Consider the following 13,041-nt stretch of genomic DNA (forward strand, 5'->3'; position numbering starts at 1 on the left):
CTTTAGAGGAGCTCCGGTCCCAGGCGCCCCGGGAAAGAGAAGTCCGGGGCGGGGCCGGTCGTCCCCGGGACCTCCGTGAAAAAGGCGTAGGGGATGAGCCCTTGCGCTGTTCGTGGTGTCTTGGGCGCGGCTCGATGTCGGCCGGCGCAGGTCGGCTTTCGGTCACCAGGTATGCCACCGCGTTCGACGACGACGTGAGGCACGACGCCGTGCTCCGGCTCAAGGGCAGGAGCCGCCTGCCGGATCATTCGGGTTCGTCGTGGACGGGCTGCGCGTCGCCGGCGCGCGCCGCCTCGAGCTGCGCGGCGAACGCCAGGCCGAGGAACAGGGCGACACCGGTGATGTTCGCCCACAGGAGCAGCGCCATGAACGCCGTGAGCGGCCCGTACACGGCGCCGAACGAGCCGCTGCGCTCGACGTAGAGGGCCAGCAGCCACGTCGCGGCGATCCACAGGGCCAGGTGGACGGCGGAGCCGAACGCGAGCCAGGTGTAGCCGGGTTGGACCCGGCGGGGCGACCAGCGGAAGATCACGGCCGATGCCACCCACGCCATGGTGATCCCGAGCGGAATCTGCAGCCAGTGCCACCACCCCGGCACGGTGCCGCCGCCGAACGCCTCCACCGCGGCCTGGGCGATCGTGTCACCGGCGACCAGCACGAGGAAGCCGAACGCCATGGGCGCCCCTGCCGCTACCGAAAGGAACAGGCTCCTGCCGTACTTGGCGGTGAAGGGCCGGTCCCGCTCCACGCCGTAGATACGGTTCGCGCCACGTTCCACCTGCGCCATCGCCGACACCAGGCTGACGACGGCGAACCCGAGCCCCAGCCACATCGCCACCGCGCCCCCGGTGTCCGCTCCGGCGCTTCGCCGCCCCGCGGCCAGGGCGTCCTCGATCAGCCGGGAGCTCGCGCCGGGCGCGATCCGGGTGAGCATGAGTTCGACGGTGCGGCCGACGCTCTCGGTATGGAGGGTCGCCGCCAGGCCGACCAGGGCGATCGTGAACGGCACCACCGCGAGCGCCGTTTGGAAGGCCACCGCGCGAGAGTGGCTGAAGCCGTCGGCGTACCTGAAGCGGACGAAGGCGTCGACGAGCAGATCGCGCCCGCCGTACTGTCTCAACGCCGCCCACGCCTCGTCCCCGGAGAGTTCCTCGCCGGCCATGTCCCGTGTCTGCGGGACACGCTTCGCACTGCCCATTCGTCTCCGCTCTCGGCTCTGCGGCTGCTTCCCGGCCAGGTCCGGGCCTCTTGGATCACACTTCCCGGCAAACGCCCGCTTATCAGGGGCCCGATCCGGGCCCCGGTTGCAGCGGTCCGCTCTCCGGGACCCGGTTCGGCGGATCCCCTGCCCGGCACCCGGTTCCAGGGAGCCGGCATGCGCGGGAGAGCGTGCCGGCACGACGAGTCACAGAAAGCGGCGTATCGGGGTGACCGCCGCTTCGCGGAGGCGCTGGACGGGGGGGCGGCGCTTCCAGCGGCCATCGACGATACGTTCGCTGACGGCCACGTCCTCGTCGAAGTCGGCGTCGAGACGCGCGGTGAAGGTCTCGTCGAGGACGGCGAGCGTGAAGGACATCCGCAACTGGATCGCGGCCTGGAACACCGACCCGAAGCCCTACGTCTGGACCACGACAGCCGACGACATCCTCGAACGCCTCGCCTCATATCTGAACAGATTCCTGACTCAGAAGACTAGGGTGCTTGACCCGCCAATGGGACAGCGTCTTCGTCTCCCGGCCCTGCGGCCGGCCGGAGAGGCTGGACGGCGATCTCGGTGGCCGCGTCCCGCTGATGCGGAATGGTGACCGAGCCGTGTTGGAGCGCGACTGTTCGCGCGGGCGCCGGAATGCGGATGCCTTCCGCCAGGTACCGCTTGTGCAGACGCTTGATGAACTCGTGCTTGATCCGGTATTGGTCGCTGAACTCACCGACCCCCAGGATGACGGTCATGCCGATGCGGGAGTCGCCGAAGGTATGGAAACGCACGGCGGGCTCGTGGTCGGGGACGGCACCGGTGATCTCGGTCATCACCTCCACGACGACCTCGTTGGTCACCCGCTCGACGTGGTCCAGGTCGCTGTCGTAGCCGACGCCCACCTGTACGAGCAGGGTCATCTGCTGCTCGGGGCGGTTGTAGTTGGTCATGTTCGAGCCGGCGAGCCGGCCGTTGGGGATGATGACCAGATTGTTGGAGAGCTCACGGATCGTCGTCTGGCGCCAGTTGATGTCGACGACGTATCCCTCTTCGCCGCTGCTGAGCTTGATGTAGTCGCCTTGCTGGACCGTCTTCGAGGCGAGGATGTGGATGCCCGCGAAGAGGTTGGCGAGAGTGTCCTGGAGGGCCAGGGCGACCGCGAGACCGCCCACGCCCAGGGCGGTGAGGAGTGGGGCTATCGAGATGCCGAGGGTCTGCAGCACCACCAGGCAGCCGATGGCGAGGACAACGACGCGCGTGATGTTGACGAAGATGGTGGCCGATCCGGCGACGCCAGGGCGGGACTGCGTGACCGTACGCAACAGGCCGGTGATCACTCGGGCCGCCGTGATCGTCGTGACGAGGATGAGCAGCACGGTCAGGGATTGGTTGACGTGCCGCTGGACCGTCTTGGTCAGCGGCAGCACCTCGGCCGCAGCCGCCGCGCCCCCAGCTATCGCCGCCCACGGCACCAGCGCGCGCATCGCATGGACGATGACGTCGTCCCCGCTCCAGCGCGTTTTCGTCGCGTGCTTGCCCAACCACAACAGCAGCATGCGGAGAAGGAGCGCAACCAACAGGCCTGCGGCCAAGGCGACCCCGGCCACGATCACGTCGCCGAAGGTGAGGTCCCGGTTCATCGCTCGCCTCCCGAAGGACGCGGCAATCTGCCCACCGACCGGATTTGATTGTTCGTCACTTATACCTGCTCGAATCCAGGATGCATTGATCCCGCCGGACGTGCGTACGACATCGGGCGTGGACAGCTCATCCTGCCGCATACGCCTGGCCGCTCGTCACCGGGTCGGTGCAGACCGGCCGCTCTGCCGCAGGATGGCCGGCGGCGACGCTACGGAAGTCCCGCTGGGTCGCCGTCGAACGCAGGCCGCCGTCGCACGGTGCGGAGAATGCCCAGTAGCGCGGCTACCGCCCGAACTCGGCAGCCGCTCAGCAGGTCTCCGCATCGGACTCCACCAATGCCGGCCGCAGGGAGCCGTCAGGATGGGTTGCCCAGCTGATCCGACGGTCGATGCGACCTGTCGGTCTCTCGCCCGTCCGATTTTGTGTCCGGCCCGTGTGTAGACACGATGCGGTCTGAATGCCCTTCAGGTTGATGTCACCAGGACGGCGGGTCTTTCGAAGGCCGGCCCCTGGGGTGTCATGACCGCATCGGCGGCTGGACCCACCCCAGGGACCGCTCCACGGCTCGTTGCCAGCAGTCGTATTCGCGCTCCCGCCGTTCGGCATCCATGTCAGGCAGCCACTGGGCGGCCCGGTGCCAGTTGCGGCGCAGGACTTCCATGTCCGACCAGTAGCCGACCGCGAGGCCGGCGGCGTAGGCAGCGCCGAGCGACACGGTCTCGGCCACCAGGGGCCGTACCACGGGAACGTCGAGCACGTCGGCGAGGAACTGCATGAGCAGGTTGTCGGAGGTCATGCCCCCGTCCACCTTGAGCTGCTGCAGGGCGAGCGCGGAATCGGCGTTCATGGCGTCGACGACCTCCCGTGTCTGCCAGCCGGTGGCTTCCAGGACGGCTCGCGCCAAGTGGCCCTTCGTGATGTACGAGGTGAGGCCGACGATGACGCCGCGGGCGTCACTTCTCCAATGGGGTGCGAACAGACCGGAGAACGCGGGGACGATGTAGCAGCCGCCGTTGTCCTCGACGGTGCGTGCCAGGGTCTCGATCTCAGGTGCACTGTTGATCAGACCCAGTCGGTCGCGGAACCACTGGACCAGCGACCCGGTAACGGCGATCGGCCCCTCCAGGGCGTAGACCGCGGGCTGCTTCGCGATCTTGTATGCGACGGTGGTGAGGAGCCCGTGCCGGGATCGGACGACGTCGGAGCCGGTGTTCATGAGCAGGAAACTGCCGGTCCCGTAGGTGCACTTCGCCTCGCCGGGCGAGAAACAGGTCTGCCCGAACAAGGCCGCCTGTTGATCGCCGAGGGCGGCCGTGATCGGGATCCCCGGGAGCACGGAGCGGGCCTCGCCGTAGCACTCCGCGGAAGGACGGATCTCCGGCAGCATCCGGCGCGGGACTCCGAAGAACTCCATGAGCTCGCTGTCCCAGGTCAGCGTGCGCATGTCGATGAGCATGGTGCGGCTGGCGTTGGTGGCGTCGGTGATGTGCAGGCCGCCGTCCCTTCCACCGGTGAGGTTCCAGATCAGCCAGCTCTCCATCGTGCCGAACAGCACCTCGCCGTCCCGGGCACGCTGCTCCAGCCCGTCGATGTGATCGAACAACCAGCGGATCCGGGGCGCGGAGAAGTAGGTCGAGGGGGGCAGGCAGCAGCGTTCCAGGAAGAACTCGTCCCCGTGCCGGTTTCTCAGCTCGTCGACAAGCGGAGCGGTGCGGGTGTCCTGCCAGACGATCGCCTTCCCCAGTGGCACACCTGTCCGCCGGTCCCAGAGCACGGTCGTCTCCCGCTGGTTGGCGATCCCGATGGCGGCGATCTGCCCGGCGTCCACGCCGGCGTGGGACAGGGCCTCCGGCACCACGCGCTGCAGGTTGCGCCAGATCTCCACGGCGTCGTGCTCGACCCATCCGGGCTGAGGAAAGTACTGGCGGTGCTCTCGCTGGGCGACCGACACCAGCCCCCCGCGGTGGTCGAACAGGATGCATCGAGTGGAGGTGGTGCCCTGGTCGATGGACATCACATACCGTGCAACCATGATCGGGCCTGCCTTCCGATGTGTCGCGGCGCAGCGGGTGTCTACCAGCGCGCCGCGCCCAGTTCTCTGGAGATCGCCCGTGCGGCCTCCCTGAGCAAGGTGATCAGGGCCGGTTGGGGCCGGCCTCCTGAGTCGCAGATCCGCTCGACCGGGCCGGATACGCCGAGCGCGCCCACCACGAGGCCGCCGTGCCCCCGGATCGGCGTGGCGACTCCGGCGTCACCCATGCTCATTTCCTGCACCTCGGAGCCCCAGCCGAGCTCTCGAATCTCGCCGAGCGCCCGGCTGAGATCCTCGGGGAGCACCAGAGTGTGCCGGGTGTAGGCCTCCAGTCCGGCCTTCAGCAGAGGCTCGACGGGCGCGGCCCCGAAGGCCAGCAGGACCTTGCCGAGCGAGGAGGCGTGAAGCGGCAGCAGTGCGCCCACGTCCAGGGTCTGGAGGGTGTCGTCGGGCCGGAAGACGTGGTGGACGATGAGCACCTGCCCCTCCAGGGGGGTGCCCAGGCGGACGGCCTCCCCGCTGCGGGCGGCCAGGGCGTCGGCCCAGTTGAGGGAGCGCGACCGCAACTCGTTGACGTCGAGGTAGCTGGTACCGAGATGGAGCAGAGCCGCTCCGAGCTGGTACTTTCCGGTGGCAGCGTCCTGCTCCACGAAGTCCACATGCTGCAGGGTGCGCAGAATGCCATGAGCGGTGCCCTTGGCCAGTCCGAGCGATGACGCCACCTCGCCCAGTCCCAGCCTGCGGGGACCGGTGGCGAGCAGACGCAGGATCGCCGCCGCCCGTTCTATGGACTGGACCGGGCCGACCATAGGACGATCGTAGTCCGGTCTTCGCCCGAGGACCTCCGTTCGGCAATGCCGACCGTCGTTCATTGACCGACCGTCTCCACCTCCCTAGCGTTTCATCTCCCCGGCCACCGGCCGGCAGCGCTTCCGGAGGAGGACGGGCCATGACAGTGGCGCAGCTCGGCGCAGAGCTTCCCGACGACGTCACGTGTGTCTTTCCCCTGCCGCACGTCCCCGAGGCAGTCACGGTGATGCGTCGGCGCCTGCGCGCGGTCCTCGTCGACTGGCACCTGTCCGCAGACGTCGCTGAGGACGTGGTCCTGCTGGCCTCGGAGCTGCTCACCAATGCGATCGCCCACGCCCTGCCTCCGGCGACGCTTCGGGTGTCGCGGGTCCTGGTGGACGCTGTCCAGGCCGTACGCGTCGAGGTGACCGATGCGGGACCTGCGGCTCCGGCCGACCGGCCGGATTCCGGGCTCGACCCGGACGAGCACGGCCGAGGCATCGGAATCGTCATGGCGCTGTCGGCCAGGCACGGCGTGCGGGAGCGTGCCGACGGAAACACCTGGTGGGCAGACGTGGTCGTCGGGTGAGACGACTTCACCCGGCCGCCGGAGTGTGAGGGTCGGGCCCCCGTCGACCGAGGAAGTGGAAGCCGGGACGGGGGTGCATGAGGAAGTCGTGGTGCGAGATGTTCCACCCGTAGGCACCCGCCAGGGCGAACGCCACCCGGTCCCCGGCCCGCAGCCGAGGCGCCGGGACGCCACGGGCCAGGAGGTCCTTGGGTGTGCACAGCTGGCCCGTCAGCGTGACCCGGTCGTGCTGGGCAGCCGGACGGGGCCAGGGGTGCGGCCACGTGTCCACCGGGAGGATGGAGCAGGGCTGGTCGTGGCCCTTGGTCGCCGGGGTGCGGAGGTGGTGCGTGCCGCCGCGGACCACGGCGAACTCCTCACCGTGGCTGTGCTTCACGTCCAGCACCTCGGTGGCGTACCAACCGCAGTACGCGGCCATGGCGCGGCCCGGCTCGATGCGCAGGGTGACGTCGGGGTGGGCGGCCGTGAGGCGGCTGAGCCCGGCGCCGTACGCCGCCCAGTCGAAGCGCAGGCCAGGCGCGGCGTAGTCGACGGTCATGCCGCCACCGACGTTCACCTCGGCGAGGCGGACGCGGTGGCGGGCGGCCAGACCGGTCGCCCACGTCACGATGGATCCGGCGACCGCGAGCTGTTCGGGGGCGCGGAGGCCGCTGGCCAGGTGGGCGTGGACGCCGCGCAGTTCCAGATGCGGGTACGTGCCGTCGGTGAGCAGGCGGACGACGGTGTCGGCATCGGTCGGATCGAGGCCGAACGGGGTGGGCCGCCCACCCATCGCCAGCGAGCTGTCCACCAGTGAGTCGTCGGACACGGCGAGGTTGACGCGGAGCAGGAGCCCGGCCTTCGCATCCGCCCGCCGGGCCAGTTCCGCCAGCATGTGAAGCTCGTACACGCTCTCGACGTGGAAGCGTTCCACGCCCAGTTCCAGCGCCGAGGCGATCTCCGCCGGCGTCTTGCCTGGCCCGCCGAAAGCCAGCGGGCGGCCCGGTACCGCCTTGCGGACGTGGGCGAGCTCCCCGCCCGAGGAGACCTCGTAGCCGTCGACGTACCGGCCGAGCGCGGCCAGGATCTCCGGCTCCGGATTGGCCTTCGCGGCGTAGTACAGCTCGACGCGCTCCGGCAGGGCTGCCCGCACGGCGGCTGCGTGTTCGCGCAGCGCCGCCAGGTCGTAGACGTACGCCGGGAGCTCGTCGGCGGGCAGGGACAGGACGTGGTCACGCACCGCGGGGGTGAGGGGGGTCATCGGGCATCGCTCCATGGGTGACGGACGTCTTCGGCCAGCGGGGAAGGCAGACGGACGTAGCCGGCCTCGCGGTCGGCCTTGCGTTCCCAACGGGCCAGCAAGTTGGCTTTGGCGGGCAGCGGCATACCCGCGAGGAGGGCAGCGAGCCGTGGCGGGCAGCCGTACCGGTCGGCGTACGCCTGGAGGGTGGCCCGGACCTCGGCCCACAGGGCGCGCTCGGTCCGCAAATGCAGGTCGGCGACCGCGGCGAGCATGTCGGCGACGTGGTTGACCACCAGGCAGTAGACGACCCGGTCCCAGCCGCGCTGCGCGTCGTACGTCATCGGGCCGGCGACCTCCGCGGGCAGCGCGCCGAGGGCGTCGGCGTGGCGCTCGCGGACGAGCTTGGCGCCCTCCAGATCACGGAAGAGGACTTGGGCGGGCATGCCCACGTCGTCGACGCAGACGAGGACGTTCTGCAGGTGCGGCTCGAGGACGAGGCCGTGGTCGAAGTAGGCGGCCAGGACGGGTGGGACGAGCAGCTTCAGGTACGCCGACCACCAGTCCAAGGCGGTCCGGGGCCCTGCTCCGTCGAGGAGCCGGGAGATGTGGCCGGGACCCGTCGGGTACTCGTCGGCGACGGCCGCCGCGAGCAGCGGCGTGGTGCCGGGCAGCAACCTCGCGGACAGGCCCTCGCGGACGATCACGCCGAAGCCTTCGAGCAGGGTGCGGTCCGGAGCACCGCCGGGCCCCGGCAGCAGCAAGCTTCGGTAGGCGGGCTCGCGGAGCACGGCGCTGCCGGGGAAGCGCGTGGCCATGGAGTTCAGGACCGGCTCCAGCAACCGGGTCATGGCCACCGCGCCGGACAGCTCGTAACAGGCGTTCTTGCGCAGGCAGTTGGTGATGCGGACATTCAGGCTGAACTTCAGGAACGTGTCACCGTCGTACAGGGTGCGTACGGACGCGGTGGCGGCGAATGGCTTCCCGGCCCGGCCCAGGTCGAGGATGTCGCCCCGCTCGACGGCCGCGCGCAGCCCGGGGTGTCCGCTCAACATCTCGTACTGCCACGGGTGGGCGGGCAGCAGCCGGTAACCGGCCGGGACGTCGGAACCCAGCCGGTCGAGCACATCGGCGGAGCCGCACTCGGCGGTCTCCTGTGCCATCAGGTGCTCGCGCACCGCGAGGTGGCGGAGCGGGAAGGAGGACCCGGTCTCGGGCGCGTACGACAGCCAGGAGGCGGGGTCGCCGGTGCGGGCCTTCGGCGTCGGGTGGAAGCGGTGGCCGAACAGCAGGGACTGCTCGGAGGCCAGATAGGTGGCGAGCCTGTCCGCGACCGTGCCGTCCGGCCGGGCTCGTGCGGCGCGTACGTCGAGAGCGGCCTTGATCGCCTGGTGGCTGGAGGCGATCTGGTCCAGGAACTCCTCGTTGCGCACGCCCGTGCGCGACGACAGCTCGTCCCGCGCGTACGCGGCGAGGCGCCGCCAGTCGATCTCCACCCAGTCCCCGTCGTGCTGCTCCCGCACCGACCCGGTGAAGCGGTGCGCGCCCAGCAACGACGTACGCCGCAGGGCGACGCGCAGCAGCACGCCGCGGCGGGGGAGGCGCAGCAGCAGGTGGCCGTCGGTGACGGCGGTCTGCTGCTCGGGGCCGGGCAGCTCTCTCAGCAGGCAGTTGAGGAGGGTGTGGGCCACGGCGTCGTCCGCGGTGGGAAGCCCGCTGGGGGCGGCGGAAACAGGGGTGGTACCGATCGAATCGGTCAGGGACATCGACGACTCCAGCGGATCCGGACAGAGCAGAGGTGCAGGAACGGAACGGCGACGCCGACACGGCGGCCACGGCGACGCCGGTCAACACCGGCGCGGTGCGGCCGAAGAGGCGGTTGCCCGTCCCCGCCCCCGCGCATGCGGCGACCGCTCGGTGAACCCGAGGGCGGCGGTGTTCGCCGTGGTCGGCCGGACCCTTGGAGTGTGCTCACCGTGCCTTCGCCGCCGGCAGAAGGTAGTTGGGTCCGGTGGTGTAGTGCTTGTTGATGTCGGCGGCGCCCGAACGCTCCTTGGTGAGCAACGTGCCTGCGGTGACCATCGCCTTGACCGGGAGATCGTGACCGTCGAGCACGGCGGCGCGCAGGATCGCGCCGGGCTCGCCCGCCGGGCTGCCGAGCCGGTCGACGGCCTCGGTGAGCCGGTCGCGTACGAGGTCCAGCAGCGACTCCAGCGGGGCGCGGCCGCGCCGGGCGAGACCGAAGGCGTAGGCCCCCGCGCACAGGTGGAGGGTGATGGTGGTGAACAGGTCGGTGACCGGCCTGTCGTCCTCGCCGAAGATCCGGGCGTCGTCGAAGTCGGACGGGTTCGGCGCGTCGGCGCCGAGGGTCTCGCGCATGCGGGCGGTGTTGATACGCGGGCCGTCGTTGTCCTTGAGCAGCAGCCGCAAACGGGTGCGGTCGTCTCCGTCCCGGTCCAGTACCAGTGAGATGTTCTGCTGGTGCGACTCCAGCGCGATGCCGTAGCCGAGGAGCGCGGTCTGCCAGTCGAAGAGCAGGGTGAGGCAGGCGTCGAGCAGCGCGAGCGGGTCGCCGCCGTAGAAGCGGTCGGCGAGGTGGTCGATCACCATTCCGCCACCGGGCGCCTCGCTCAGCAGAGCGGCCATGGGCGTGACGACGGCGTCGTCGAGTCCGGCGGGGTAGCGGCGCACGAGCACGGCAAGGACTTCGTGTCCGGCATGGGCGTACACCGTCTCGTCGGCGTGCAGGACCGTGTCACGGAAGCGCGGCTCGCGGGCGATCACCGTTTCCAGCAGGCGCTGGCCGGCGGCCCCGTCGACGAGCGTGCCCGGCTTGATGGTGCGGCGGTTGCGCAGGCCCAGCGTGGCGGTCGTGAGCGGCAGCTTGAGGTGGATGGTGGGGTCGGCGGCGAGCGCCACCGTACGCATCGACAGAGTCGGTACCACCTCCAGATACGGGTGGTCGGCGAGCACGGCACGGTCCTCGAGGCCCGTCGCCCTCAGCGCGTCGTGCAGGGGCGCGCCGGCGGTGAGCGGGTGGACGGGGAGAGCGACATGGCTGTGGAAGAGCTCCGGCAGGCCGAGGATCGCGGGCGTGGGCCACCGGTCGGGCAGCCGGGCGGGGCCCCCGGGCACGGTGAGGACCTCACGCGGCACGGCGATCCAGCGCAGCGCGAAGCGGGGGTGGAACTCGGGGCCGTAGGCGCGCAACTGCTCCTCGCCGAGGCCTGAGCGTCCTCGCGCGGTGGGGTAGACCGGGTGGTCGTGGCGGGCGGCGAGGGTGTCGTGGGCGAGGCCGCCGGCAAGGCCCGTCCAGTGGGCGGGGTCGGCTCCGTAGCGGTCGGTGAGCCGACCGGCGACCTCCTCGCGGGTGCGGGCATGCAGCCGCATCGTGGTGAGGGTTTGGCGGCACTCCGCGGCGAACGCGGCGAAGCCGGCCCGGTCGGCGGGGGGCGCGAGAACGCTCAGGGCGTCCAGCACATCGTCGTGGGAGGTCAGCTCGCGACCGTCCGACTCCCGTACGAGCAGCGGCAGTCGTGCGGTGTACGTGCTCTGGAAGCCGTCCTCGACGACCGGGAGCAGCAGGGCGTCGCCGTCCGCGTCGTGGGCCAGCCGCAGCCAGAGGCCGTCCTCCCGCACCACCGGCGTGGAGCGGGTCCTCAGGCCCACGACGTCCTCGCGCAGCAGCGCACCGAGCACGCGCAGCAACAGGTCCCACTGGGCCGGGTCGACGGCCGTGGTGGTCGCCGTCATGGGGTGATCTCCCAGCGCTGAGCGGCGAGGAAGTCGGCCGCGACGCGGTCGATGGTTTCCTGATCGGTGCCGGTGGCCCGGAGCACGCCGAGATAGTCGCGGTTCGTGTGGTAGAGATCGTGCCGCTCGCCGACCTGGCGAAGCGGCCGGTACGTCAGGTTCACACCGTCCACGACGAGGTCGGCGGCCGCCGGGGCTGATGTCAGCGTGCCTGCCCTGTTGGCACACGGGCAATCGAGCCGGGCTGCGCCGTCGGTACGGGCGCCCAGGTCGGCGGGCAGCGGCTCGCCCAGGTGCGTACGGAGTATGTGCTCGAAGAGCGGGATGTCCAGCAGCTGGGCCAGCAGCAGATCGCACTGGTCCCCGACGGCACGGTAGTTGACCTCGATGATCCGGGCACGGCCCTCGTGCACCACGAACTCGGTGTGGCACGCGCCGAAGCCGACACCGAGCGCGTCGAGCTGGGCGAGGACCTGCCCCACGACCGGCTCGGGGTGAGCGGCCACGAAGGTCATCCGCTCCTCGATGAAGTACGGCGGGGCGGACAGCTCGGTGTGGAAGCCGCCCAGGACGTGGCGTACGCGACCATCGCCGAGGGTTTCGAGGGTGTACAGCTCACCGGCCAGGTACTCCTCGACGACCAGCGCCGCCTCCGGGCGCCGCTCCTGGATCTCCTTGCAGCGCAGCAGGAGATCCTCGGGGCCGTCGGCGAGCACCACGTCCTCGCTGGCCACGCCCTCGCGGGGCTTGACGACGCACGGGAACGGCACGTCGAGGCGTGTCAGTACGGCCGGGTCCTGGCCGACGGCCAGCTCGGTCGACCACACCGTGTCGGCCCCGGTCCCGGCGAGGTGGCGGCGCATGTGCGCCTTGTCCTTGGCGCGCAGCGTGGCTTGCCAGGGCTTGGCGGCGAGCCCGAAGTAGTCGGCGGCGAGGGCGGCCTGGGTCTGCAGGTGGTCGCTGTTGGTGAAGACCGCGTCAGGCGTGTGGTGGGTCGCCGTCCGGGTGATGACCGCGCGGAAGTCGCGTACGTCGCACTCCAGGACCTCGATGTCCGGATACGTGCGGCGGTGGGTCCGAGGCTGATCGGTGAGCACGGTGACGTCGATGCCGAGCCGGGCGGCGGCGGGGAGGAAGCCTTCGGTGACCGAGTCGGTGGGGTTCAGTGCGAGCAGGTACAACCGCATGGGCGGTGGCCCCTTCCCGGTCGAGGACGTGGGGACGTCGGCGTGGGCAGAGGTCGGTGACGGCGCAGGCACCGACCGGCCTTCGTCCTCGGCGCGGCAGCCGAAGTTAGGTCAACCTAAGTTATCAACTTCCGTACGGCTCATGGAAATCGACCCCCTTGATCGCCGGGGCGGGTCTCCGACTAAGGTAAGCCTTACCTTTTGTTTGTGACCCGAGCTTGCCGCTCCCTGAAGGACTGCCGATGACCATGGCCACAGGTGCCGCGACAACCGGCCCTGCCGTGACCGCGGCCTCCACGCTCGCCCGCACGTACCTCGACCTCGTGGCCTCATGCGAAGCGCTGAACGTGCGGATCGCTTCCGAGGCATCCCAAGCGCTCCTCGACGGGGCCGAACTGACGCGGAGCGACAAAGCGCTGGACGCCTTCATCGACGCCGAGGCCGACCGCATCCGGGAACATCACAGACATGCGCCCCGCAGGGACGTTGCCGCCTCCCGCGCCCTGCACGACTACCTCTGGTCCGTCACTCTGCTGATGAGCGGCGCTTGGTACCTGGAACGGCGCGTGCCGCGCATCGCCCCGCAGGACGTCCGCATCGACGTCGCGGCGGCCGCGTTCGAGATCGTCCCGGACT

9 protein-coding genes and 2 pseudogenes are annotated in these 13,041 nt (G+C 70.4%); 2 read left to right on the forward strand and 9 right to left on the reverse strand.

All coding sequences use genetic code 11. The features are described 5' to 3' along the window. Positions 1 to 244: 244 nt before the first annotated feature. The 5 genes and pseudogenes from ACWGH4_RS04495 to ACWGH4_RS04515 form a co-directional block, all read right to left on the reverse strand. On the reverse strand, positions 245 to 1,198 hold the full coding sequence (locus tag ACWGH4_RS04495) for a YihY/virulence factor BrkB family protein (RefSeq protein ID WP_453455489.1): 954 nt from the start codon (positions 1,196 to 1,198) through the stop codon (positions 245 to 247). A 207-nt stretch (positions 1,199 to 1,405) separates the two neighbouring features. Beyond that, a pseudogene (locus ACWGH4_RS04500) lies at positions 1,406 to 1,564 on the reverse strand (cardiolipin synthase B); the annotation flags it as partial. 128 nt (positions 1,565 to 1,692) lie between these two features. Beyond that, positions 1,693 to 2,835 (reverse strand): mechanosensitive ion channel family protein, encoded by a 1,143-nt coding sequence (locus ACWGH4_RS04505; RefSeq protein ID WP_453455492.1) that lies wholly within the window; start codon positions 2,833 to 2,835, stop codon positions 1,693 to 1,695. Between the two features lie 518 nt (positions 2,836 to 3,353). Beyond that, positions 3,354 to 4,868 carry a glycerol kinase GlpK gene (glpK, locus tag ACWGH4_RS04510; protein ID WP_453455494.1) on the reverse strand — a complete coding sequence of 505 codons (1,515 nt, stop codon included), beginning with the start codon at positions 4,866 to 4,868 and terminating at the stop codon, positions 3,354 to 3,356. A 41-nt stretch (positions 4,869 to 4,909) separates the two neighbouring features. Continuing rightward, on the reverse strand, positions 4,910 to 5,677 hold the full coding sequence (locus tag ACWGH4_RS04515; protein ID WP_453455497.1) for an IclR family transcriptional regulator: 768 nt from the start codon (positions 5,675 to 5,677) through the stop codon (positions 4,910 to 4,912). Positions 5,678 to 5,817: 140 nt separating this feature from the next. Between ACWGH4_RS04515 and ACWGH4_RS04520 the strand changes: the two genes are divergently transcribed. After that, positions 5,818 to 6,246 carry an ATP-binding protein gene (locus ACWGH4_RS04520; RefSeq protein ID WP_453455500.1) on the forward strand — a complete coding sequence of 143 codons (429 nt, stop codon included), beginning with the start codon at positions 5,818 to 5,820 and terminating at the stop codon, positions 6,244 to 6,246. A gap of 7 nt (positions 6,247 to 6,253) precedes the next feature. Here ACWGH4_RS04520 and ACWGH4_RS04525 read toward each other — a convergent pair whose 3' ends face one another. The 4 genes from ACWGH4_RS04525 to ACWGH4_RS04540 form a co-directional block, all read right to left on the reverse strand. Continuing rightward, a complete protein-coding gene (locus tag ACWGH4_RS04525; RefSeq protein WP_453455503.1) occupies positions 6,254 to 7,486 on the reverse strand; it encodes a type III PLP-dependent enzyme in 1,233 nt (410 codons plus the stop codon). Next, positions 7,483 to 9,231 carry an IucA/IucC family protein gene (locus ACWGH4_RS04530; protein ID WP_453455505.1) on the reverse strand — a complete coding sequence of 583 codons (1,749 nt, stop codon included), beginning with the start codon at positions 9,229 to 9,231 and terminating at the stop codon, positions 7,483 to 7,485. Before ACWGH4_RS04530 ends, ACWGH4_RS04525 begins: the two co-directional genes overlap by 4 nt. Positions 9,232 to 9,436: 205 nt before the next feature. Continuing rightward, positions 9,437 to 11,218: an IucA/IucC family protein gene (locus ACWGH4_RS04535; protein WP_453455508.1), complete on the reverse strand. Its 1,782-nt coding sequence runs from the start codon at positions 11,216 to 11,218 to the stop codon at positions 9,437 to 9,439. Next, complete coding sequence (locus ACWGH4_RS04540; RefSeq protein ID WP_453455511.1) at positions 11,215 to 12,405, reverse strand: ATP-grasp domain-containing protein; 1,191 nt, start codon at positions 12,403 to 12,405, stop codon at positions 11,215 to 11,217. The genes ACWGH4_RS04535 and ACWGH4_RS04540 overlap by 4 nt, the downstream gene beginning before the upstream one ends. Positions 12,406 to 12,647: 242 nt before the next feature. Between ACWGH4_RS04540 and ACWGH4_RS04545 the strand changes: the two are divergent. Next, a pseudogene (locus tag ACWGH4_RS04545) lies at positions 12,648 to 13,041 on the forward strand (iron-sulfur protein); the annotation flags it as partial.

Source organism: Streptomyces sp. NPDC054847 (assembly GCF_053610925.1).

What these genes read in the sequence shown, in the direction of transcription:
- ACWGH4_RS04520 (WP_453455500.1), top strand. Translation starts at nt 5,818, where the DNA reads ATGACAGTGGCGCAGCTCGGCGCAGAGCTTCCCGACGACGTCACGTGT.
- ACWGH4_RS04495 (WP_453455489.1), bottom strand. Translation starts at nt 1,198, where the DNA reads ATGGGCAGTGCGAAGCGTGTCCCGCAGACACGGGACATGGCCGGCGAG.
- glpK (WP_453455494.1), bottom strand. Translation starts at nt 4,868, where the DNA reads ATGGTTGCACGGTATGTGATGTCCATCGACCAGGGCACCACCTCCACT.
- ACWGH4_RS04505 (WP_453455492.1), bottom strand. Translation starts at nt 2,835, where the DNA reads ATGAACCGGGACCTCACCTTCGGCGACGTGATCGTGGCCGGGGTCGCC.
- ACWGH4_RS04530 (WP_453455505.1), bottom strand. Translation starts at nt 9,231, where the DNA reads ATGTCCCTGACCGATTCGATCGGTACCACCCCTGTTTCCGCCGCCCCC.
- ACWGH4_RS04535 (WP_453455508.1), bottom strand. Translation starts at nt 11,218, where the DNA reads ATGACGGCGACCACCACGGCCGTCGACCCGGCCCAGTGGGACCTGTTG.
- ACWGH4_RS04540 (WP_453455511.1), bottom strand. Translation starts at nt 12,405, where the DNA reads ATGCGGTTGTACCTGCTCGCACTGAACCCCACCGACTCGGTCACCGAA.
- ACWGH4_RS04525 (WP_453455503.1), bottom strand. Translation starts at nt 7,486, where the DNA reads ATGACCCCCCTCACCCCCGCGGTGCGTGACCACGTCCTGTCCCTGCCC.
- ACWGH4_RS04515 (WP_453455497.1), bottom strand. Translation starts at nt 5,677, where the DNA reads ATGGTCGGCCCGGTCCAGTCCATAGAACGGGCGGCGGCGATCCTGCGT.